We start from the raw sequence: 21,527 nt of genomic DNA, 5'->3' as shown, positions 1-21,527 counted from the left end.
CCTCGGGGGGATCCCACGGCTGCGGGGCCATCCCCCGTCCGCGGCCACCCCCGAAGCCCGGGGCCTGGCCTTCTTCGATCGACGGACGGCTGGGTCGCGGGACGACCCCGACCCTAGGTTGCGGGGGTGTAGGTGGCCACGCCGATGCGGGAGTCGGCCATGCCGTAGTACATGAACCAGGTGCCCCGGTGATGGACGAGGCCCTCCACGAACACCACGTGGTCCACCTGGCCGCGGATCTCGGCTTCCGTCTCGGGTTCCAGGAACGGCCGCTCCGAGCGCCACAGCAGCTTGCGCGGGTCCCGCAGGTCGAACAGGGCCTGGCCCGCGGCGTAGCGCACGTAGCCCGACCCGGCGGGACCGCCGTACGCCGGGGGTTCGGCGGCCGGGTCCCGGTCTCGGGCGGCACCGGCGCCGCCACCGGCGGCGGTGGAAGCCTGGAGCCCTCCGGCGCCACCGTCCCGGCGGACCAGGTGGGCCTCGGCCAGGCGGTGGGCGGCGTTGTAGATCAGCAGGATGCCCCGGTCCGTGACCAGCGGCGCCGGGCCGGGTTCGACCAGCAGGGTGTCGAAGTTCCCCGCCTCAGGCCGGACCCGGAGGACGGGCTCCGGTTCCGGCTCCCAGTGGAAGCCGTCCCGGGAGGTGGCGATCCAGATGGAGGTGTCGCCGAAGTACATGACGTAGCGGTCGCCGATCTTCTCCGGGCAGATGGCACCGGACTTGGACCACACCCGGCCGGTGTCGCCCTGCCAATCGGGGAACAAAACGCCGTGTTTCTCCCAGTGGATCAGGTCGGTGGAGGTGGCCAGGCACAGGCGCGCGGTGACCCCGTCGAAGGCGGTGTAGGTCAGGAAATACCGCCCCTCGATGCAGGTCAGCCTGGGGTCCTCGCAGCCCCCGGGGAGCTCGTAGGGCTCCGTCGGCTCCAGCACCGGATCGGGGTAGCGCTCGAAGTGGATGCCGTCGTCGCTGACGGCCAGGCCGATGCGGGACGTCCCGTTCCACTGGCCGGGGCCCGTGTGGTCTTCGGCCCGGTAGAGCAGATAGACCCGCCCGTCCTTCACCACCGCGGCCGGGTTGAAGACGTCCTTGGCCTCCCAGGTGGAGCCCCGCGGGGCCAGGATCGGGTTGCCCGGGTGCTTGGTGAAGGGGCCCAGGAGGTATGCGGTCGCCTGTCGCGGATCGGGCAGCCGAAGCACGCGGTCCAACCCCTTTCAAGCCCTTTCGCCAGGTTCAACGGAAGATGTAGGATACGCCGACCAGGAAGCGCCGGCTGAACACCAGGAATAGCACCACGATGGGCAACGTCAACAGCGCCGCGGCCGCGTAGAGGGGGCCGGGATAGGTCCCATACGGACCCTGCATGCTGGCCAACAAGACGTTCAGCGTCATCAGGTGCTCGTCCCGGACCGCCAGGAGGTCCCACAGCAGTTCGGCCCAGCGTTCCGTGAACACGAACAGGCCGAGGATGGTGGTCAGGCCACCGGTCAGGGGCGCGGCGATGCGCCACAGGATGGTCCACTCGCTGGCCCCGTCGGCGCGGGCCGCATCCAGCAGTTCCTCCGGAACCCGCATGAAGAAGTTGGTGTACATGAAGATGACCCACAGGTGGATGGCCTTCGGCAGGATCATCGCCAGGTACGTGTTGTACAGCCCGAGCGCGCGGATGATCAGGAAGGTGGGTACCAGGAGCAGGATGCCCGGGTAGAACATGTGAAACAGGAGGAAGTTGTACACGACTCGCGCGCCGCGGAAGCGGATCTTGGAGAGGGCGTAGCCGACCATCATCCCGCAGAGGAGACTGGTGGCGGTATCGGCCAGCGACACGACGATGCTGTTCAAGAAGGCGCGCAGCCACGGCCGCGGCAGGGACGCCTCGCCACCCTGCAGGAGCCACACGTAGGAGCGCAACGTCAACTCGGAGGGGATCCACCGGCGTTCCACCTGGTCCCATGGTGCCAGCGACTGCAGGAGGAGGTACGCATAGGGGAACACCGCCACCACCAGGGCCAGGGTGGCCGCGGCGTAGAGCAAGACCAGGGACAGCGCCCTGCGCCTAGGCCGGGTCATAGCGATTCCCCCACCTTTGCAGTGCCAACCGGACCAGCCCAATGGTCGCGAAGGTGGCGAGGGCCGAGAGGACGGCGACCGCGGAGGCGAACCCGGCGCGGAAGCTGGTGAACGCCTGATTGTAGATCTCCAGGTGCCACGTGTGGGTGGCGAGATCCGGCCCGCCCTTGGTCAGGATGTAGGGCTCCGTGAACACGCCGAAGGTGAGGGCGATGGCCAGGATGAGGACGGAGCTGACTGCGGGGTAGAGCATGGGCAGGGTGACGAAGCGGAATCGCTTCCACCCCGTCGCCCCGTCCAGCGCGGCGGCGTCGTACAGGTCGCGGGAGATGCCCCGGAGCCCCGCCAGCAGGATCAATCCGAAGTACCCGGAGAACTTCCAGGCGATCAGCAGGGCGATGATGACCAACGCCAGGATCGGGTCCTGAAGCCACGCGATGTCCAGATCCAGCCGCTGGCGCAGGGCGGCGTTGACCGGGCTGTTGTAGGCGACGATCCCCCGCACGACGAGGGCGACGGCCACGCCGCTGGCCAGGTACGGAAGGAAGTAGCCGACGGAGAAGAAGGCGGAGCCGCGCGGCATGCGATCGAGCAGGAGCGCAAGCCCCAGGGACCAGGCCAGCGCCACCGGGACGAACACCGCCATGAGGCGGTAGGTGTTGACGAAGGCGGCGTGCACCTGGGGGCTCTGGACCGCCTTGATGAAGTTCTCCAGGCCCACCCACTGCTTCACGGGGCTGATCAGGTTCCAGTCCGTCCACGCCAGCAACAGGGACCAGACCATCGGGAACAGGAAGAAGGTCGCGACGTAGGCGAGGTACGGGGCGACGAAGAGCCAGCCCCGTACCTCGCGGTGACGGCGGACCGATCCTCCACCAGCCCGGCTCACCGGATCGCCTCCTCGATGGCCCGTCTCAGGTCCTGCCACGCCTGCTCGGGGTTCTTCTGCCCCTGCACGACCGGCGCCAGCGCCTGCTCGCCGATGAGGCGGTGGAGTTCCTCGAAGTTGGGGTGCGCCATCGGCGGGACCGCCGTCGGCACGGCCTTGGCGTAGGCCTCCAGTCCGGGCGTCCGGGCGATGACGTCCTTGAAGGCGGGGTTCTCCGCCAGATCACCCCGGGCCGGCGGCATGTTGGTCGGTTCGAACCACTTCACGTCGTTCTCCGGGTTGCTGAAGACCCAGCGGATGAACTCCCACGCGGCCTGCTGCTCGGCCTCGCTGGCATGCCGGTAGATGACGACCCCCTTGGCGTCGGCGAAGGTCTTCGTGGCGGCACCGGCGGGCATCCCGTCGGGGACGGGCGGCGGCGTGAAGACCACCTGTTCACCCACCTTCAGGTCGGGATACTTCTCCTTCCAGTACGGCAGCGTCCAGGGGCCAATGGGTGCCCACACGGCGACCCCCGTCTCAAACGGGTCGGTGACGTCCCGGGTCAGGATGGCGTCCCGCTTGGCCAGCTCGCCGTAGAACCGCAGCACCTCCACGAAGGCCCGTTCGTCCGCCGCCAGCTGGTTGCCCTCGAGGAACGGCTTCCCGTCGCTGGCTGCGTAGTAGAGGGTGAAGGTGTCGAACCACCGTTCCCACCAGGCCTGGGGCTCGATCAGCACCTTGCGCGCCAGCAGGAACCTGTCCCCGTCGGTGGACCGCAGCTTCTCCGCCAGCTCCAGGATCTCGCCATACGTGCGCGGCGGTTCCTGGTAGCCGAGCTCCCTCAGGATGTCCATGCGCCAGCCGTACAGCATGGCGTTGCTGTAGATCGGCAGGATGTAGATGTGGCCATCGGCGAAGCGCCACCCCTCGATCAGGCCGTCCATCTTGCGCTGCTGGACGAGCTCCTCGAAGCCCGGGAGGGTGTCAAGGGGCACGATGGCGTCGTTGCTGGCGAGCTGCGCCCCGAATCCCGAGAAGACGTTCTCCGAGGCCGTGAGCTTCGTGCCGCTGGAGAGCGCCGTGAGGATCCCGGCTTCCGAGCTCGGGCTCTCGGGGATGGGAGCCACCTCGATCTTGACGTCGGGGTGTTCCGCCATGTATGCGTCGGCCATCTCCCGCCAGAACTTCTCCTGGGTGGGATTCGGCGCCGTCCAGAAGGTGATGGACACCTGTTGCGCGGCGTCTCCGGACGAGGTGCCGCCCGGTGCCGCTCCTTCCGGCTGGCTCGAGCACCCCGCGATCAGCAGGGCGAGCAGCACCACCAGGACCCGCAACGACCGGACGCGTACGCGGTGCACTTGCTCCACCTCCAGCCCGACAAGGCTTGTCCTCCAGGGAGGAACCTTCCGACGACGACGGTGCCAGACGACGTCCCCGCACGACGCCGGCACGCCCATGGCGCCGGGGTGCGCCCCGCGGACGGCTGCCGGGGTCCGGGGCGACCGCGCCCCTTGTGCCGCGATGGGGCGGGTGGACCTACGGATGGCTGCCCGGCTCCATCGCGGGCGGCTCGTCGGCTCCTGGGGCGAAGGACGCCGTGAACGGGGATTGGAACAGCCCCTGCAAGGCCAGCAGGGCGGCACCCCGAGCCACGTTCGCGCGGCCGAGCCGCGTCGTGGTGACCATCACCTCCCCCGTGCCGAAACGCCGACGCCGCAGTTCCCGCTGGGCGGCCGCGAGGAAGGACGGGCTTTGGACCGAACGGCCGCCCAGCACGATCACCTCGGGATGGAGCAGGTTGGCCAGGAGGGCGAGGCCTGCGCCGAGGGCGCGCCCGCCTCGATCCAGCACCGCGCGCGCCCGCGGGTCGCCGGCGGCCTCGGCGGCCACCAGGGCCGCGAAATCCTGCGCCGGCGCGGTGTCGTCTCCGCTGCGGCCCACCAGCCCCCGGTACCGGGCGACCATGGCATCCGTGGAGGCGATGGCCTCCACGCACCCCCGGCGGCCGCACGGGCAGCGGGGGCCCGATCGCTGCACGGGGCAGTGCCCCAGCTCGCCGGCACCTCCCGCGCCGCGGTAGAGCTGGCGCTGGAGCACGAGCCCTGCCCCGACCCCGGCATCGGCCAGGACGTACACCATGTTCCGGACGTGGGAGTGGCCGAGGACGAACTCGGCCAGGGCGCCGGCGTTGGCGTCGTTCTCGATCCAGACCGGGACCCGGAACCGTCGCTGCAGGAGTTGGCGCAGGGGGACGTACGACCACCCCCGGAAGTTGGGCGGCTGGATCACGGTGCCGGCGGCGGGATCCAGGGGCCCCGGGACGCCGACGCCGATCCCCGTCAGGCGGCGCGCGTCGATCCCGGCCTCGTCGAGGAGGGCGCCGGCCATGGCGGCCAGGTGGGCCACGTCTTCCTCGGCCGTCTCGCCGCGCGGCCGCTCGCTCTGGGCGCGCAGCTGCCCCTGCAGGTCGCTGAGGACCACGCGGATCTGGTCGCGACCCAGTTCCGCGCCGAGGACGAAGCCAGCCTCCGCGCGCAGACGCAGCTCCGTCGCGTGACGACCGCCCGTGGCCTGCTTCTTCCCCTCCACCACCAGTCCGTCGTGGATCAGCTGATCGACGAGGCGCGAGACCGTGGGGAGGGCGAGGCCCGCCTGCCGGGCCAGCTCGGACCGGGACATCGGCCGCTCCCGCAGCAGGGAGAGGATCAACGTCCGGTTGTGGAGGCGCAGCAGCTGCGGCCGCCCCGAGGGAGCTGGTGGGATCTGGCTCGGCGCGGACTTGCGCCGCCCCATGGTGGACCGACGCCCTCCCCCAGATCCTTAGTTACAGTTAATAAGTTATGGACGGGGCCCCGTTCTCCTGCTGGCCGGGGGATGCCAACGGGAATCGGGCCCCACGGGGGGAATCGGGTGCCCGGTGGCGAATGGCCTTCCGAGGGATCGCGGGCCGGCGCGGGACCACCCGGACCGAGGTGGCGCCGCGGCGCCGGCCGAAGGGCAGGAGGGGACGCGGGGGTGCACGAGGCCGTCCGAGACATCCTCACCAAGCTGGAAGAACGCGGCTACATCGCCGACCGCCCCATCGCCACGGCGATCCACCTGGCGATCCGCCTGGAGAAGCCCCTGCTCATCGAGGGCCACGCGGGCGTCGGCAAGACGGAGATCGCCCGGGTGATGGCCGACGTGCTGGGGACCGACCTGATCCGCCTGCAGTGCTACGAGGGGCTGGACGCGGCGGCGGCCCTGTACGAGTGGAACTACCCGCGGCAGCTCCTGCGCATCCGCATGCAGGAGGGCGACCGGCGGGACGTGGCCGAGCGGGAGGCGGAGATCTTCTCGCCGGAGTTCCTGCTGAAGCGGCCGCTGCTGGACGCCATCACCCGGGAGGACCGGGCGCCGGTGCTGCTCATCGACGAGGTGGACCGGGCCGACGAGGAGTTCGAAGCCTTCCTCCTTGAGGTCCTGGCGGACTTCCAGGTGACCATCCCGGAGCTGGGGACCATCCGGGCCCGCCACCGTCCGTTCGTCGTGCTGACGTCGAACCGGGTGCGGGAGCTCTCCGAGGCCCTGCGCCGCCGTTGTCTCTACCTCTGGATCGGCTATCCGGACTTCGCCAAGGAGACCCGCATCGTCGAGGCGCGGCTGCCCGGCATCAACCGGCGCCTCGCCGAACAGGTGGTCCGGTTCGTCCAGGCGTTGCGCACCATGGGCCTGAACAAGCCACCCGGTGTGGCGGAGACCCTGGACTGGGCCCGGGCCCTGGTGGCCCTGCACCGGGACGAGCTGGACGAGGAGACGGTGCAGGCGACCCTGGGGTGCGTCATCAAAGACGTGGAGGACGTCGAGCGCCTGGGCGGAGGGGAGCTGGAGCGGGTCCTGGCCGCGGTCCGCCGCGGCTGACGCGAGGATGGGAGCGGGGCCGCCGGGACGTTCGGCACGGCGAGGGCGGATCGCGGCGGCCCGCGACCGACGCCGGTGCGACGCGGAGCCGGGAGGGGGAAGCCATGGATGCGGTGACGGCCGCCATCGCCGCCGCCCTGGCCCAGCGCCGCGGGGGCGCGGTGGCCACCATCACGCGGACGCGGGGATCCACCTACCGGCGGGAGGGCGCCCGCATGTTCATCCCGGACGGGGGCGATCCGGTGGGCAGCCTGAGCGGCGGGTGCCTGGAGGGCGACGTGGTCGCCGTGGCGAGGGAGGTCATGGCCATCGGTCGCCCGCGCCGGGTGGCGTACGACATGACGGCCGACGACGACGCCCTGTGGGGGCTGGGGCTGGGCTGCAACGGGGCGGTCGAGGTGCTGATCGAGCCCCTGCAGCCCTGGCACGGGCAGCTGGTGGCCTGGCGGGCGGCGGGGGAGCGGTTGGCGGCGGTGATCCCGCTCCCGCCCCTCGAACCGCGGGACCCGGTGGGGGCGGCGGCGCCGCTGGGGGCGACGGAGCCCGGAACCCCTGGTGGGACGGCCGTCCCGGCCGGGGGTGGGGCGAACGCGTCCTGTGCGACGACGCCGCCGGGACCGGGCGGCGGATCGACCGTCGAGAGGCCGGCCGCTCCCGCCCGCCAACCCGCGGGCCGTGGGAGCGGCGAGGAGGCCCTCTCCCGCCAGCCGCCTCGTGACCCCACCGACGACCAGCCCGCCGGCGGACCCGTCACCAGGCCCACCAGCGAGCCGGCCGAAAGCGATGCGGCGAGGGCCCTCGCGGCGGAGGGCGGCGACGCCGACAGGGCCCGCGCGGAGGAGGGGGCGGCCCGGTCGGGCGCCCCGCTCGCCGGCGGCCCACCCCATCGGACGGCGCTGCCGCCCCGGGCGCTGGTGGTCCGGGACGGCTGCGTCGAGGGCTCCCTGGGCTCTGCCGAGCTCGATGACCTGGTGGTCCGCACGGCGCGGGAGTGGCTGGCGCGAGGGCGGACGGGGACGCTCTCCGTCGGCGGCGCCGGCGACTTCTTCATCGAAGCCGTGCTGCCGCCGCCCGTGCTGCTGATCTGCGGCGCGGGCCACGACGCCGTCCCGGTGGTCGAGGCGGCGGCCCCCCTCGGCTACGAGGTGGTGGTGGTCGACAGCCGGCCGGCCTTCGCGCGGCCGGATCGCTTCCCCCGGGCCCGGAGGGTGGTCCGCACGCACCCCGAGGATCTCCGGCGCCACGTCCACCTGGACGATCGCACCTTCGTCGTCATCATGACCCACAACTTCCTGCAGGACGCCGGCTTCCTCCAGGCGGTCCTGGGCAGCCCGGTGCGCTACATTGGTCTTCTGGGCCCGCGGCGGCGGGCGGAGCGCCTGCTGGCCGAGCTGCGCCAGCGCGGGGTGGTGCCCACGCCGGAGCAGCTGGACCGGATCCACGCGCCCGTGGGCCTCGACATCGGGGGGGAGACGCCGGAGGAGATCGCCTGCAGCCTGCTGGCCGAGGTGCAGGCGGTCCGCTACGGCCGGTCGGCCGGGTTCCTCCGCGACCGGCCGGGCCCGATCCACCCCCGGCCTGAGGAGGAGCGCACGCGAGGATGACGACCCCCCACTTCGAGCTGGGCGACGAGGTGCGCGACGCCCTCCGCCGGGACCGCCCGGTGGTGGCCTTGGAGTCCACCCTCGTCGCCCACGGGATGCCGTACCCGGCCAACCTGGAGACGGCGCTGGAGGTCGAGGACGCGATCCGCCGGGCGGGGGCGGTGCCGGCCACGGTGGCGGTGCTGGACGGGCGCCTGCGGGTGGGCCTGAGCCCCGCGGAACTCGAGCGGGTGGCCCGCAGCCCCGACCTGCCGAAGGCCACGATCCGCGATCTGCCGGTCCTCTGCGCCCTGGGGCGCAGCGCCGCCACCACGGTGGCGTCCACCGCCCAGGTGGCGGCGTGGGTGGGGATCGACGTCTTCGTGACCGGCGGCATCGGCGGCGTCCATCGCGGCTGGCAGGAGACCCTGGACGTCTCCGCCGACCTGCCGACCCTGGCCCGCCTCTCGCTGGTGGTGGTCTCCGCCGGCGCCAAGACGGTGCTGGACGTCGCCGCGACCCTGGAGTACCTGGAGACCCACGGCGTCACGGTCCTGGGGTACGGGACCGACGAGTTCCCTGGCTTCTACCTGCGCTCCACCGGCCTGCCGGTGGACGCCCGCATCGACTCGCCGGCGGAGGCGGCGGCCGTCCTGCGGGCTCGGCGCGCCCTGGGACTGCCCGGCGCCGTGCTGGTGGCGAACCCCATCCCGCCCGGCGACGCCCTGGACGACCGGGAGTTCGCCCGGTGGCTCGCCCAGGCCGAGGCCGACCGCGCCGCCCAGGGGATCAAGGGGAAGGCCGTGACGCCGTACCTCCTGGAGCGCCTCCATGCCCTGAGCGGCGGGCGGACGGTGGCGGCCAACCGTGCCCTGGTGCTCAACAACGCCCGCCTGGGAGCGGCCATCGCCCGCAGCCTGGCGGGTCTCTCGCCCGAGCCCGAAGACGAGGGTGGAGAGGACGGCCGCGGCCGCCGTGGCCGCGGCCCTCGGGCCGGAGCGATCCCGGGGCGGGCGCCGGAGGGCGCGGCGCGACCGGCGGCCGCCGGGGTTGGTTCCCGGGACGAACCGGCCCTCCGCCGGGCCCGGGGCGCAGCGGCCGCGGGACGGATCCAGGACGAGGGGCACCCCGGCCGGACCCGGGTCGGAGCAGCCCGCGGCGCGGCGCGCGACGAAGGCGGCGCCGACGGGGCAGAGGACGGAGCCGATGCCGGGAGGGCGCAGGACGGAGGGGGCACCGGCGGGGCCGGGCGCGGCGCGGCCGGGGACCCAGGGGAGTCGTCCGCCCGCGTGCCGGCCACCGACGGCTCGGCGCGTTCCCCGCAGACCGCCCCACCCGGCGCGGTGCGGGCGTGGGCCGGCGCGGGGGCGGTGGCTGCGTTCGTCCGCCGGTGGTGGGCGTTGGGGCAGGGGTCCGGTCGCGGCCCGGCGATGGGGGCGCCGGCGACCCCCGGGGGCGCGCCCCCCGCTCGCAGCCGTTGAGCGCTCTCCAGCCTGCCGTCGCCCCTCCCGGCGCCAGGGTGCCGCACCGTCCCCGCCGGGCCCCTGGGCGCCGCCCCCTCACGGGGCGGCGCCCAGGCGCTCGACGGCCCGGCGAAGGCGGGCCACCTCCTGCTCCAGGCGCTCCAGCCGCTCGAGCACCGCGGGATCGGTCGCGGCGGGGGCCGCCCGGGCCGCGTCCCGGCGTTCCCGCTGCCGCTCGGCCCGCCACCGCTGCACCCGTTCGTAGAGCAGCAGCAGGGAAGGGTCGCCGACCACGGCGTCGATGAAGGCGTCGGCGAAGGTCTCGCGGTACCCGGGGATGCCGTGGTCCTTGCCGTAGAGCAGGTGCTTCTCCACCAGCTTCGGGATCTGGGGGTTGTTGGGGCCGCCGCTCTGCCGGAAGAAGGCCTGGATGCGCTCCTCCATGGTCATGGGGCGGCCGTGGGTCGCCGACGGGGCGTCCGGCGACGGCTCTGACGGCTCTCCCTCGCCTCCGACCGGTCCCGGCGACGGGGAGCCGCTGGATCCCCGTCCCTCCGCCTCGGGCGCAGCGGGGACGGGGCGACGGGCGGCGCCCGTCGGGCGTTCTGTGGCGGGGTCCGCTCCCGCGGGCGCCCCATCCGTCCGCTCCCCGGCGGGGCGCGCCCTGCGTCGGAAGAGCGCCATCAGATCACCTCCTCCCACCCCTGGTTCATTGGAACCAGCGGCGCCAGTCGGCCCCTTCGTCGTCGGGGTCTGGATCGCTGCGGGTCGGCGGGTCCCAGAGCGCCTCGAGCGCCGCGGGGCCCGCGGACGGCTCGGCCGGCGACGGCGGCGCAGCCGGCGCCGGAGCCTCCGATCCGGCGCCCGCCGCCGAGGCCCCGGCGCCCACAGCCGAGGCCGTGGCGCCCGAGGAGCCGGGAGGGGTCGGGCCGTCCGCGGCAGGGGGCGATGTCGGCCGAACGGCGGGGTCAGAGACCCGGCCGCCGTTGGTCGGGCCCGACCCGGGGCCGCCGGGAGAGCCGGATCCCGGCCCGCCGGAGGCAAGGTCGGGCCCGGAGGCGTCCGGGGCGGGGCCGGACCCGGGGCTGCCCGAGGCAGGGCCCGACCCAGCGCTGCCCGACGCAGGGGCGGGGCCGGACCGGGGACCGCCTAGGGCGGGCCTGGATCCGGAACCGCTGGAGACGGTGCCGGATGCCGGGCCGTCCGGGGTCGAACCGGCTGACGCCGGGCCGCCCTGGGCGGGCGCCGGCGAGGCGGGAGCGGGTGCGAGGCCGCCCGGGGCGGGCGCCGGCGAGGCGGGAGCGGATGCCGGGTCACCCGGGGCGGGCGCCGGCGAGGCGGGAGCGGGTGCCGGGTCACCCAGGGCGGCCGCGGCCGGCGTGGGAGCGGATCCCGGGTCACCCGGGGCGGGCGCGGCCGGGGCCGTCGCCGCCTTCGGCTGCCAGGCCACCATCAGCGAGCCGCCCAGGATGCCCAGCAGGGTGCCGACGAAGAGGCCGCCGAGGGCGCCGAAGATCGAGACGATGGAGAACAGGATGACCAGGATGCCCAGGTAGGTGGAGGCGGAGGGGAGCAGGTAGCCCGCGACGGCCGTGGCGATGACGAGTCCGGAGAACAGATAGCCCAAGAAGATCAGCGTGTCGGGCAGGAACGCGAAGGGGAACAGGTGGAGCGGCATCCAGAGGATCGCCAGGCCGGCCAACAGGCTCAGGGTGGCTCCCCAGAAGGGGCGCTGGTTCTTCCACGCGCGGAATCCGCGGGACGGCGCGACGGCAAGCGCCTCCGCCGGGGAGCCGGTGGCCGCGCCTGGAGGGCTTCCCGCCAGCGCCGTTCGGGCCCCGCGGGCGGCGGGTGCCGCCGCCGTGACGCCCCCCGCCACGGCACCGCCTGGTGCGGCGCCCACAGATTCCAGGCCTGCGTGCTCGCCCCGCAGGGACCGGGGCCCGCTACCGGATGGTGCGGCACCGGCCCATGCCGGTCCGGCGTGCTCGCCTTCGAGGAACTCGGGCCCCGCACCGAAGGGCGCAGCGCCGTAGCGACCCGCCCCCTCGGGAGCGTCCGCCCGCCCATGCTCGGCGGGGCCCCCCGCCCCGCACCGCTCCACGGGACCCAGCGCCCTCCCGCGTGCCGCGGGACCCTCCGTCCTGGCACGGACGGCCGACGCCGTGGGTCGGCCGGCCTTGCCCTGTGGGGACATGGGCGTCACCCCTCTCGCTCAGGCCTTGTTCGACCGCAGGATCCGCCAGACGGTGTAGACCCCGACCCCCAGCGAGCCCCACAGCGCCACCGTCGTGACCGCAGCGAGGCCCGGGATGCGGTCCCAGGTGCCGCCGCCCAGGGCCGCCAGGAGGGCGGCGCCCAGGAAGAAGGTGCCGGCCAGCAGACCGAGGGTGGCGCGGTTGACCATGCGATCGAGGGCCCTCTGGGCCGGATCGCTCAGCCGCGCCTCCACGGGCACCTTGAAGTCGTTCCACGCCGCCCGCTCCAGGATCTTGTTCAGCCGCCGCGGCAGCGTGGCCACCAGCTCCGAGGCCTCGGCGATCCAGGCGGCGTTGGCCCGGTAGTTGAAGCGGCGGGCGAGGAGGCGCCGCAGGATCTGGACGTCGGCCGACTCCACGACCGTGTGGTAGCTGATCTCCGGGCAGAGCCAGCGGGCCGTCCCCTCCGCCGCGGACCAGCCCTTGGCCCAGAGGGAGAGGCCGGTGGGGATGCGACAGTGGTTGTCCATGGCGATGCGGATCTCTTCCACCAGCAGATGGCCCCAGTTGTGGGGCCCCGCCTGTTCCGTGTCGACGTAGCGGATGTAGAGCGAGCGCAGTTGGTCCTTGAGCCGGCCCACGTCGGTGTAGGGGGTGGGCTCGAAGACGTCCAGCATCACCTCGGCGGCGTCTTCCGCCTGATTGAGGCGGATGTGCAGGAGGTGCCGGAAGATCGCCTCGGTGTGGAGGGCGTCCATGCGCCCGACCATGCCCCAGTCGATGACGTAGACCTTCTTGCTGTGGCGGCAGACCATCAGGTTCGACCCGTGGGGGTCGGCATGGTAGCGACCGTTGAGGAACTCCTTGATGTAGAGGTGGGCCAGGTCGATCATGCGCTCGAAGCGCTCTTCGAAGGTGAAGAAGTCCACCGGGAAGTCCTTGATGTTCCAGCCGTCCACGTACTCGGTGACGAGCACCCGCCGCGTGGCCAGGTAGACCTCCGGCACCGCCAGGGTGCCGAACTCCTCCACCAGCTCGCGGCCTTCCCGGGTGTTGCGGGCTTCGATGCGCATGTCCAGCTCGCTCTGCACGCTGCTGTAGTAGTCGCGGATCAGGCCGGGGAGGTCGGACGAGGCGGCGACCGCCGGTGGGAGCAGCCGCTGCAGGCGCCGCGCCAGCCTGGCGATGTTGGCGATGTCCGTCTGGAACAGCTTGTCGACCAGCGGCCGGATCACCTTGACGGCGCAGCGGCGCCCGTCGCGAAGCTGCGCCCGGTAGACCTGGGCCAGGGAGGCCGAGCCGATGGGTTCGGGGTCGATCCAGGCGAAGGTCTGCAGCCCGTCGGGCAGCTCCTCGTCGAGGACGACGGCCAGGTACGGGAAGGGCATGGGCGGCACCCGGTCGAGCAGCTGCGCCAGCTCCGCGGTGATGGGGTCGGGCAGGAGCTCCTGCCGGGTCACCAGCACCTGTCCCAGTTTGATGAAGGTCGGGCCGAGCTCCTGGAAGGCCAGGCGCAGGCGGCGACCGATCTGGCGCAGGCGTCGGTCGGGGTCGCGGCGGGGATGGCGGCCGTGGGTGGCGTCGCCGGCCGATGGCGTGACGGCGCGCCGATCCTGCACCAGGTGCAGCAGGCCGTGGCGCGCCAGGGTCCGGATCACCGCCCGCAAGCGCCGGCGCGGCGTGATGCGGGCCTCCAGGGCGGCCAGCTCCCCTCGGATGCGCCGTTTCTCCTCCTCCCACCGCGGCGAGGACCACCAGGGCGCCGACAGGTCGAGCCGCCGGCCCGCCTGGGCGGGCGCCTCCCGCGGGGGTTGGGTGGCCATGACCATGGAACCCCCCCTAGCTGCCGGAACGGCCGCGTGGCCAACGCGGCCTACGCAGCGCCCCATTGGCAGAGGTTCTTCGCGGTTACGAAGGCGTTTACGACACTTGGACCCGGCACGTGCCGCCCGGGGCTCGGCCAGCTCTACCGCGGGTCGCTACTCGACTTCCGTTGAGAGGTGACCCTCCCCCACGGTGAGAACCAAGTTGGGAATGACGATCTTGTCGAAGCGGACTTGCATCTTGTGGGCGTTGACTTTCATGGTATCGGCTTCGAGGTTGACGAGACCGAGCAGGCCGGCGAGACGAATCAACAGATCGTTCTCGGGTTCGGTAGTCCAATAATCGGTGAGGGTGATGGGGACGATGCCAAGTGCCTTCGCTTTCAGTCGCTTGGCATAGAGTTCGGAAACGCGCACCTCCATCCAGCCCTCGACGCGCGCCGTATCCTCGGCGCCCTTGGCGGTTTCGATGCGGAGGTGAAACGGCATGCCGTCGTCAGTGGTGAGGTTCTTAAACAGGTTTAGGCCCCGCAATTCGACGTCGCGTAGCCGAATGCGGGCCTGGGGTGCCCGCTCCAGCTCTGCGGTGTCATCGAACTCTTTGTCAACGAAGAGGTTCGAGCCGGAAAGGTGACTCACCTCGATGACGAACCCCCCGACCGCGGGTTCCGACGGGAACGGTCCCGACGTCCTTTGCACGATGCCCCTGCCTTGGAAGTCCTCCTCCGCACCACTTCGTTCATCGATGTCCCGCGGCTTCTCGCCGGGACTCTCTGGCGTTCCGGGGGCTCCGCCGGGTTCGCCCGAAGGTGGGGGCGTTTCCGCCTCCGGATCGGCCGACTCACCTGGCTCACGGCCTGGGTCGGTGCTCGGATCACCGCCCCTCCCACTGCCGGACTCAGCGGTGCCAGGGGGAGGCTGGTCGCCGGTCGCCGGTGGAGCGGGCTGGTCGCCGGGACCCTCATCCGTTGTGCCTTCGTCGTCGGCGGGTGCGTCCGGCATGGTGGCGCCACTGGTGGAACCAGGCCCTTCTCCTCCAGGCTGCGTTACGGCGGGAGGTGCCGCAGGGTCGGAACCTCCAGGTTGCGAACTCCCTGCGTGGAGGCTCATGCTGGACAACACGGCCAACAAGCCGATCGCGATCAGAGAGGCCGCCAGCCACCTGCGAAGCATTCGCCGGAGGAGAGTGCGTGGGCCCGATGATGGCCGAAGATGGCGACGAACCAAAGGCTTCACCCCTTCTCGGCGGGTTCATCCGCTGGCCTCGTGGGACTGTTCTTCGGCGACGGGGGATTCGGCCGGTTCCTCGTCGTTGCCGAGAGCCGTCACCACACTGGTTGTCTCCTGTCCTCGGGGTATAGGCCGTGCGACGCCCAGGCCATGGGGCTGTCCCTCCCAGGAGGCGAACATCGCGCCGGCGAGGATACCAAGCAGGCCACCGACGAGCAGGCCACCGGTCGCACCAATAAAGGACAGGATGGATAGCCCGACCATGATGAGACCGGTGACCAAGGCGGATTTGGGGTAGATCACCGGCAGGCTGGCGGCAACCAGGATGGCGATGCCAATTACCGTGCCGGCCCAGAGGAGCCCACTTCCTGGAAGAAACAGCATGGGCGCCACCTGGACTCCAAACCACAGGACCAGGCCGCCGCTAATGAAGCCGAGCAGGCTGCCTAGAACGGGGCGGTACGGCTGGCGGCTGAGCGCGGCACCGGGGATGAGGCTGGCCGTCACCGCGAGAAGGGCTGGGAGCACCCAGTGCAGGCCCTCGCCCCACGGCGAGGTCGCACCGCCAACCCCTCGTGCGAGGAAGTGGCCCGCGACGGACCCGGCTGTACTGCATGCCAGGACGACCGCCAGTTCGCCGTGGTAACGGGTATACCACCCCGCACCCACCAGCCGGGCCTGAAACCAGGCGGCAAGCCCGCACCAGAGACCGCTCCACAGCAACCCGAGGGTGGCGGCCAGGGCTGGGGAGAGGTCGGTGCGAAGATGGTCAGCGAGAAACAGGCCAGGCACCAAGCAGGCCACAGCCAGAATGGCCGTGTCCCGCCGTCGAGGCGCCCCCTCTGGATGGGTCAACACATAGAGGAGTGCACCACCGCCTACGCCCCCGGCAACCAAGCCCCAGCTGAAGTCCCCCACAGGGCGTCGAAAGAGGAAGAGAGTGAATCCCATCCCTAGAACGGCACCACAAAGGGCACATTCCATGGCGGTTAAGATCCTCCGCCCCATGACGCTCCCCCTACCCCCCAAACCGAAGGAAGGCGTTGGTCATGGCGGCCGGTCGGGGCCGCCATGACCAACAGCCTTATCGACGGTTGGACTGGGTGGTCAGAAGTCGCCCCCCAGTTCCTGGTCGCCGTTGAAGAACCGGATCTTTAGCTTCATCCCAGGTAATGTAATGGAGTTCGTGGTGAGCAGATGGGTGTTGATGGCTGGCTGAACCAAGGTCATGGAGTCGGCGGATAGACCGATTTTCTTGAACACGTCACTGGAGAACGTCTCATCGATTTTCATGTTGTCGAATTCGGCCTGAGCAGCCTGCATCCCCGAAATGTTCATCGTCACACCATGCCCTACCACTCTGCCACTGGCTAAGATTTCGACCTTTGCCCGCAAGCTACCGATATTGAGGTCTTTAGAAAGATTGAGACCGTCGATTCGAACCTCATTGAGCTGGACGGCGCCCTGGGGCCAAAATTGCTGTTCGGACGTATCGCCGAGGGCCGGCGTCAACTTAAACACGTCGCCCTCGATGCGCTCTGCAGCGACGACGAAGCCACCGATGCCCGCGAGCGGGAACGCCGCAAAGATCGTTCCCGTAGCGAACAGTGTGGCAAGTACAACCGCCAAGGCGAGGTAGCCGGCGGCCGCGACCCCCAAGAACCGCTTCCTGTTCATCCACGCTGCAGTGGCAGTCATGGGACGCTCCCCCCTAATTCCGGGACACGCCGAAGTGCCCCACGCCTTTTTCTGAGTCGGCCGGAGGTTCGTTAGCGCTCCAATGGGGCTCTTTCAGCCAAGGATTGGGCGTGTGCTGTTTCTCCCGCTTTCACCTCCTTGAGGACGCCAGTGGCTGCACCCCCTTTCGCGGCGTCCAGGAGTCCGTTTCAAATGTGGAATAAGCCCTCGTTCAAGCACGGAACTCAGGGTCCAGTGGTGGCCGATATAGAGAAGACGGCGGACCCCACGGCGTCCCCATTGGGGGCGCTCACCATGGCCATCGCACCACCCTGGGACCGGAAGGGTACGGTACCGCGGTGCAAGATGGGAGAAGCACTGCAGTGACCACTGAGGGTGGCTGTGGCTCATTACTTAATAAACGTTTATTTATTGGGCTGCGCGTAACATTCGACGCCTTCCCACTTCATCCTTCCAGCACCTCGAAATTTTTTTGGGCTCCTAAGCCGGGGTGTGACACGGCTGGCGGATGATCATCTGGCCACCATGGGTGGTTGCCTTAGGGCTGGCGGCGGATGTGCGGCCGGTATCGTTTGGACTCGCGATCGTTACCTCCGCCGGTAGCGGCGAACCTCCTTGAGAACCCAACGCGGAGCATCTAGAGGGATACCATGCTCGTCCAACACCGCGAGCGCAGCCACCGGGTCGTGCGGGGTGATGATCATGGTCCCTCGCTCGGTGTGGAGGCGGATGGCAGGTCCCCGGTCCGTACTTCCCAAGAGCAACTGGCGTCCTAATCCGCTCAGGTAGACCCAACCGACCACGTATCCTGGCATGAAGGTTGCGACGAGCCGCAGTCCACCGCTCAGTTCCAGGTATTCCGCTTTCTGGACGGCTGTGTAAGGAAGTGACCGACGCCCGATCAGCGTTTGGACGACGAAACGGTCCGGACCAGCTAGGTACACCAACCGTGCACGAGCCAGGTAGTTGACGAACACAAGGAGCGGCGCACACGCGAAGAGCCAAGGGAAGTCGGTACCCCAGGCAGCGATTCCGAAGACCACAAGGAGTACGGCGGTCCACAAGCCCTCGTCCCGGGCAGGAGCCGGGGCAAGGGGCGTCCAGCCGGAGCCGGCCGTGTAGCCTGGCGAATAGGAGGGGGGTGGCATCACCGGCGCTCCCCCGAGGCTTGGTGGTGTTCCCCCGACTGCAGTCGCCTAGTAATTATGTAGTAATCTTCCCACGTGTCAATGTCCGTGATTACCTCCGGGCCCGGTGCCGGCCAGAACAGCATTCGCTCTCGATGGTGGTCTAGCAGGGGTTTGATGCCGTCGGTGACCGGGAAGGCCAAGGCTTCGGACAGCAGTGGCCGGCTGAGAAGCACCGGATGGCCTGGCTTGCCGTTCCACACGGGTCGTGCGCCGACCGGCACTGACGGAGCAGACTCCATTCCGGCTGCTCGGCACGCGACAGCGTTACGTGCTGCCTCCCGAAATGCCTCTACAAGGGCCGTCATCACGTTGGCTGAGACGAAGGGCTGGTCGCCGAGGACAACCAGGGTCACCTCGAGCGAGGGTTCGGTCTGCAAGAGTGCCCTGAGTCCCAGTCGGATGGAAACGCCCTGGCCACGCTCGGGCCAGGGGTTCACTACGGGATGCACCACCGGGTCAGGGTGACGAGGGATGCCTGCCGCGGCCACCGCCGGGTGCAGGACAACCACGATCGGCCCCAACCGTGCCTCCCGGGCGGATTGGATGCTCCACTCAACCAGAGGGCGATTGCCCAGGGGCAACAATTGTTTGAGCCGGCCCATGCGTGTAGCCTGTCCAGCCGCCAAGACGATGACCCCGGCGGGACCAGTTGCCACGGTTATCTTCACCTCTTCATGCATAACTTTTCGCGGGTGACCGAAAGGAAGTCGTCGTCTCATGGCGAAGAATGCAGAAAGCAACCTACTAAACGTTTAGTAAGAGCGCCAGGCTAGGATCTTCAACCCCAGTGAATGGGGGGACGACGTTGGCCCACAGCAAGATTCTGTCCCCGCAGCGGGAGACCATCCTTCAGCACGCGGCAAGCTTGTTCGCACGGCAGGGCTATCCCGCCACGACCATGCGGGATCTGGCCGCCGCCTTGGGAGTCACCCCTGCGGCCCTTTACTACCACTTTAACAACAAAGACCAGCTCCTGTTGGAAGTCATGTTGCACGGTATCCAGATGGTACACCGGCGGGTCGAGGCAGCCATGGCAGAGGGCGGCCCGGCCTTGGCTGAACGGATTTGGCTGGGGTTGCGTGCCCACCTGCTTGCGTGTTTGGAGAATCAGGACTTCGTTTCCGTGATCCTCCAGGAAAACCGCTACTTGAGTCCGGAGGCAGCAGCCCGGGTCGCCAAGGCGCAGGAAGACTACGAGAGGCTCTGGGATCGTACCTTGGAAGAGGGAGCCGCCGCCGGGTTGTTCCAGCCCGGGGTGGACTTACGGCTTTTGCGTCTCTTTGGCTTTGGTGCCATGAATTGGGTGACCGTCTGGTACCGTCGCGGGGGTCCATTGTCACCCGAGGCCATTGCCGACGCGTTCTTGCTCTACATGGCGAAGGGGGTGTTAAAACCGGAGGTCGCTCACATCCTGGTGAGCCAGGTCGCGGCAAAGGCTGGTTGTGCTGCGTGGAAAGGCTCCCTAGGCGAAAAGCGATGACGAGAAGCACGTTACCGTGCGCCTGATCAACGGCTGGCAATTGCCGGACGGCTGCGGGCCCATCCATTACCGTCCGAGCCACTTCCGCCGGGGAACCGGACGCACCAAGGCGCGATACGCTGTGGCGGATGGCAATAAGCGTCCACGTCTAGGACGACCGGAGGGGATCATGCGGATGGCATTCCAGGCCTTCACCGAGGAGTGGGCCAAGGCCTACAAGGAGCGCATCAACGCCAACGCCAACTATCGCGAGGCCTCCCGCACCTGGGAGTGGCCGCTGGCCTTCGTCCTCGAGGCCGATCCGTCCCTGGGCATCGAGGAGGAGCGGGCCATCATCCTCGACCTGTACAAGGGCGAGTGCCGCGATGCCCGGGTGGGGACGAAGGCGGACCTGGAGAACGTGCCCTACATCATCAGCGCCGACGCCTACACCTGGAAGCAGGTGATGGACGGCGAGCTGGATCCGCTGGCGGCCATGATGCGCGGCAAGCTCAAGATCCTCAAGGGCGACATGGGGGTGCTCTCGGGGTACGTCATCGCCGCCAAGGAGCTGGTCAACTCCGCCCAGCAGGTGGAGACGGAGTTCCCCGAGGGGGTGGCCTGAGGCCGCGGGATGCGGCGGTCCGTCGGCACCACGCGGCCGCCGGTGCCTGCGGCCGTCGGGCACCACGTGGCCGCCGGGCACGACGCGGCCGTCGGCACCATGCGGCCGTCGGGCACGACGCGGTCGTGCGGCCGGATCCGCCGGCGCGGTGCGGGCGGCATCCCGTCGGGTGGCGACGGGGTGCGGTCCAGCGGCCGGCGGCCGCGACGGGGGGCGGGCGCGAGATCGCGGCCGCGGCCCGGCGGGGCAGGAGGAGTTGCGGCCGAGCGAGGAGGGGCCTGAGATGAAGGCGGTCACGTACCGCGGCGTGGGCCAGGTGGCCCTCGAGGAGGTACCCGAGCCCGCGATCCAGCAGCCCGACGACGCCATCGTCAAGGTCACCCGCTGCGCCATCTGCGGCTCGGACCTGCACATCTACCACGGGCACATCCCCGGCATGGTGCCCGGTTTCGTCTGCGGCCACGAGTTCACCGGCGTGCTGGTGGAGGCCGGCCCCGCCGTCCGGGCCTTCCGGGCCGGCGACCGGGTGGTGGGGACCTTCCACACCGCCTGTGGCCACTGCGCCATGTGCCGCAAGGGCGCCTACAACCAGTGCCGGGAGTACGGCGTCTTCGGCTACGGCGTGGCCTTCGGCAACCTGGCCGGCTCCCAGGCCGAGTTCGTCCGGGTGCCCCACGCCGACGTCAACCTGCGGCCGATCCCCGAGGAACTGGGCGACGAACAGGCCCTGTTCTGCGGCGACATCCTGACGACGGCCTACGGCGCCGTCCGCAACGCCCACCTCCAGCCGGGCGAGACGGTGGCCGTCATCGGCTGCGGGCCCGTCGGCCTGATGGCCGTCCAGAGCGCCTTCGCCCAGGGAGCCGCACGGGTGCTGGCCATCGACCTCCTGCGGGACCGGGCGGAGCTGGCCGAGCGGCTGGGGGCCGTGCCCGTCGTGGCCAGCGAGACGAACCCCGTGGCCCAGGTCAACAAGCTGACGGGGGGTCTCGGGGCCGACGTGGTCATCGAGGCGGTGGGCGGGCCGAAGACCGTCGCCCTGGCCTTCGAGCTGGTGCGGGGCGGTGGGCGGATCGTCGCCGTGGGCGTCACCACCGTCGAGAGCTTCGCCTTCCCCCTGGCCACCAGCTTGACCCGGGACATCGCCTTCCGCATCGGCCTGGCCAACATCCACCGCGACATCGACGCCACCCTGGCCCTGGTGGCCGGCGGCCGGATCGACCCGGAGGTCATCATCAGCCACCGGCTGCCCCTGACCGAGGCGGTGGAGGGGTACCGCATGTTCGACAGCCGGGAGGCCACCAAGGTGGTGCTGATCCCCGACGCCTGAGGGGAGCGCCCGGTCCCGGGGCGGGCCGGGTGGCAGGCTGACCCGGATGGGCTCCAGGAGACGACCGAGGGCGGGTCCTCGATGCCG

19 protein-coding genes are annotated in these 21,527 nt (G+C 70.5%); 6 read left to right on the top strand and 13 right to left on the bottom strand.

The annotated features are described in order from the left end of the window. Positions 1–113: 113 nt before the first annotated feature. The 5 genes from Q5761_RS07850 to Q5761_RS07830 all read right to left on the bottom strand — a co-directional run bounded on the left by Q5761_RS07850 (position 114) and on the right by Q5761_RS07830 (position 5,734). Positions 114–1,199, bottom strand: coding sequence for a glycoside hydrolase family 130 protein (locus tag Q5761_RS07850; protein ID WP_318750146.1), 1,086 nt, complete (start codon positions 1,197–1,199; stop codon positions 114–116). A gap of 34 nt (positions 1,200–1,233) precedes the next feature. Beyond that, positions 1,234–2,070, bottom strand: coding sequence for a carbohydrate ABC transporter permease (locus tag Q5761_RS07845; protein ID WP_318750145.1), 837 nt, complete (start codon positions 2,068–2,070; stop codon positions 1,234–1,236). After that, complete coding sequence (locus tag Q5761_RS07840; RefSeq protein WP_318750144.1) at positions 2,057–2,959, bottom strand: sugar ABC transporter permease; 903 nt, start codon at positions 2,957–2,959, stop codon at positions 2,057–2,059. The genes Q5761_RS07845 and Q5761_RS07840 overlap by 14 nt, the downstream gene beginning before the upstream one ends. After that, entirely contained in the window at positions 2,956–4,299 is a 1,344-nt protein-coding gene (locus tag Q5761_RS07835) for an extracellular solute-binding protein (protein WP_318750143.1), read from the bottom strand. The genes Q5761_RS07840 and Q5761_RS07835 overlap by 4 nt, the downstream gene beginning before the upstream one ends. A 178-nt stretch (positions 4,300–4,477) precedes the next feature. After that, complete coding sequence (locus Q5761_RS07830) at positions 4,478–5,734, bottom strand: ROK family transcriptional regulator (protein ID WP_318750142.1); 1,257 nt, start codon at positions 5,732–5,734, stop codon at positions 4,478–4,480. A 222-nt stretch (positions 5,735–5,956) separates the two neighbouring features. On the opposite strand from Q5761_RS07830, the gene Q5761_RS07825 reads away from it, so the two are divergent. The 3 genes from Q5761_RS07825 to Q5761_RS07815 all read left to right on the top strand — a co-directional run bounded on the left by Q5761_RS07825 (position 5,957) and on the right by Q5761_RS07815 (position 9,905). Beyond that, a complete protein-coding gene (locus tag Q5761_RS07825) occupies positions 5,957–6,841 on the top strand; it encodes a MoxR family ATPase (RefSeq protein WP_318750141.1) in 885 nt (294 codons plus the stop codon). Positions 6,842–6,945: 104 nt separating this feature from the next. Continuing rightward, positions 6,946–8,445 (top strand): XdhC family protein, encoded by a 1,500-nt coding sequence (locus Q5761_RS07820; protein WP_318750140.1) that lies wholly within the window; start codon positions 6,946–6,948, stop codon positions 8,443–8,445. Continuing rightward, positions 8,442–9,905 (top strand): pseudouridine-5'-phosphate glycosidase, encoded by a 1,464-nt coding sequence (locus Q5761_RS07815; RefSeq protein WP_318750139.1) that lies wholly within the window; start codon positions 8,442–8,444, stop codon positions 9,903–9,905. Before Q5761_RS07820 ends, Q5761_RS07815 begins: the two co-directional genes overlap by 4 nt. 78 nt (positions 9,906–9,983) lie before the next feature. Here the strand turns inward: Q5761_RS07815 and Q5761_RS07810 are convergent, their stop codons facing one another. From Q5761_RS07810 to Q5761_RS07775, 8 genes are all read right to left on the bottom strand, one after another. After that, positions 9,984–10,571, bottom strand: a complete 588-nt coding sequence (locus Q5761_RS07810; protein ID WP_318750138.1) for a hypothetical protein — start codon at positions 10,569–10,571, stop codon at positions 9,984–9,986. A gap of 25 nt (positions 10,572–10,596) precedes the next feature. Further along, complete coding sequence (locus Q5761_RS07805) at positions 10,597–11,766, bottom strand: DUF6114 domain-containing protein (protein ID WP_318750137.1); 1,170 nt, start codon at positions 11,764–11,766, stop codon at positions 10,597–10,599. Positions 11,767–12,102: 336 nt separating this feature from the next. Beyond that, on the bottom strand, positions 12,103–13,908 hold the full coding sequence (locus Q5761_RS07800) for an ABC1 kinase family protein (RefSeq protein ID WP_318750136.1): 1,806 nt from the start codon (positions 13,906–13,908) through the stop codon (positions 12,103–12,105). Between the two features lie 156 nt (positions 13,909–14,064). Continuing rightward, on the bottom strand, positions 14,065–14,910 hold the full coding sequence (locus Q5761_RS07795) for a hypothetical protein (RefSeq protein WP_318750135.1): 846 nt from the start codon (positions 14,908–14,910) through the stop codon (positions 14,065–14,067). A 249-nt stretch (positions 14,911–15,159) separates the two neighbouring features. Then, entirely contained in the window at positions 15,160–15,930 is a 771-nt protein-coding gene (locus Q5761_RS07790; RefSeq protein WP_318750134.1) for a DUF6114 domain-containing protein, read from the bottom strand. A gap of 315 nt (positions 15,931–16,245) precedes the next feature. After that, positions 16,246–16,836: a DUF6230 family protein gene (locus Q5761_RS07785; RefSeq protein WP_318750133.1), complete on the bottom strand. Its 591-nt coding sequence runs from the start codon at positions 16,834–16,836 to the stop codon at positions 16,246–16,248. A gap of 587 nt (positions 16,837–17,423) precedes the next feature. Then, on the bottom strand, positions 17,424–17,984 hold the full coding sequence (locus Q5761_RS07780; protein ID WP_318751632.1) for a PH domain-containing protein: 561 nt from the start codon (positions 17,982–17,984) through the stop codon (positions 17,424–17,426). Then, the gene (locus Q5761_RS07775; RefSeq protein ID WP_318750132.1) at positions 17,984–18,706 is read right to left on the bottom strand and encodes a nucleotidyltransferase family protein; all 723 of its coding nucleotides are present in this window, start codon (positions 18,704–18,706) and stop codon (positions 17,984–17,986) included. Before Q5761_RS07775 ends, Q5761_RS07780 begins: the two co-directional genes overlap by 1 nt. Positions 18,707–18,831: 125 nt before the next feature. On the opposite strand from Q5761_RS07775, the gene Q5761_RS07770 reads away from it, so the two are divergent. From Q5761_RS07770 to Q5761_RS07760, 3 genes are all read left to right on the top strand, one after another. Further along, the gene (locus Q5761_RS07770) at positions 18,832–19,506 is read left to right on the top strand and encodes a TetR/AcrR family transcriptional regulator (RefSeq protein WP_318750131.1); all 675 of its coding nucleotides are present in this window, start codon (positions 18,832–18,834) and stop codon (positions 19,504–19,506) included. A 175-nt stretch (positions 19,507–19,681) separates the two neighbouring features. Continuing rightward, on the top strand, positions 19,682–20,110 hold the full coding sequence (locus Q5761_RS07765; RefSeq protein WP_318750130.1) for an SCP2 sterol-binding domain-containing protein: 429 nt from the start codon (positions 19,682–19,684) through the stop codon (positions 20,108–20,110). 283 nt (positions 20,111–20,393) lie between these two features. Next, positions 20,394–21,440, top strand: a complete 1,047-nt coding sequence (locus tag Q5761_RS07760) for an alcohol dehydrogenase family protein (RefSeq protein ID WP_318750129.1) — start codon at positions 20,394–20,396, stop codon at positions 21,438–21,440. Positions 21,441–21,527 lie beyond the last annotated feature (87 nt).

It is taken from the genome of Thermaerobacter composti, from assembly GCF_033582035.1.
Taxonomy (GTDB): domain Bacteria; phylum Bacillota; class Sulfobacillia; order Thermaerobacterales; family Thermaerobacteraceae; genus Thermaerobacter; species Thermaerobacter composti.
The sequence above is the reverse complement of the archived record's forward strand: the minus strand, read 5'-3'. Positions and strand labels throughout refer to the sequence as shown.

Bases quoted from the DNA above. Each gene is read 5' to 3' on its own strand.
- Q5761_RS07845 (WP_318750145.1), bottom strand. From the start codon at position 2,070: ATGACCCGGCCTAGGCGCAGGGCGCTGTCCCTGGTCTTGCTCTACGCC.
- Q5761_RS07830 (WP_318750142.1), bottom strand. From the start codon at position 5,734: ATGGGGCGGCGCAAGTCCGCGCCGAGCCAGATCCCACCAGCTCCCTCG.
- Q5761_RS07820 (WP_318750140.1), top strand. From the start codon at position 6,946: ATGGATGCGGTGACGGCCGCCATCGCCGCCGCCCTGGCCCAGCGCCGC.
- Q5761_RS07815 (WP_318750139.1), top strand. From the start codon at position 8,442: ATGACGACCCCCCACTTCGAGCTGGGCGACGAGGTGCGCGACGCCCTC.
- Q5761_RS07810 (WP_318750138.1), bottom strand. From the start codon at position 10,571: ATGGCGCTCTTCCGACGCAGGGCGCGCCCCGCCGGGGAGCGGACGGAT.
- Q5761_RS07800 (WP_318750136.1), bottom strand. From the start codon at position 13,908: ATGGCCACCCAACCCCCGCGGGAGGCGCCCGCCCAGGCGGGCCGGCGG.
- Q5761_RS07795 (WP_318750135.1), bottom strand. From the start codon at position 14,910: ATGCCGGACGCACCCGCCGACGACGAAGGCACAACGGATGAGGGTCCC.
- Q5761_RS07785 (WP_318750133.1), bottom strand. From the start codon at position 16,836: ATGACTGCCACTGCAGCGTGGATGAACAGGAAGCGGTTCTTGGGGGTC.
- Q5761_RS07780 (WP_318751632.1), bottom strand. From the start codon at position 17,984: ATGCCACCCCCCTCCTATTCGCCAGGCTACACGGCCGGCTCCGGCTGG.
- Q5761_RS07775 (WP_318750132.1), bottom strand. From the start codon at position 18,706: ATGCATGAAGAGGTGAAGATAACCGTGGCAACTGGTCCCGCCGGGGTC.
- Q5761_RS07765 (WP_318750130.1), top strand. From the start codon at position 19,682: ATGGCATTCCAGGCCTTCACCGAGGAGTGGGCCAAGGCCTACAAGGAG.
- Q5761_RS07760 (WP_318750129.1), top strand. From the start codon at position 20,394: ATGAAGGCGGTCACGTACCGCGGCGTGGGCCAGGTGGCCCTCGAGGAG.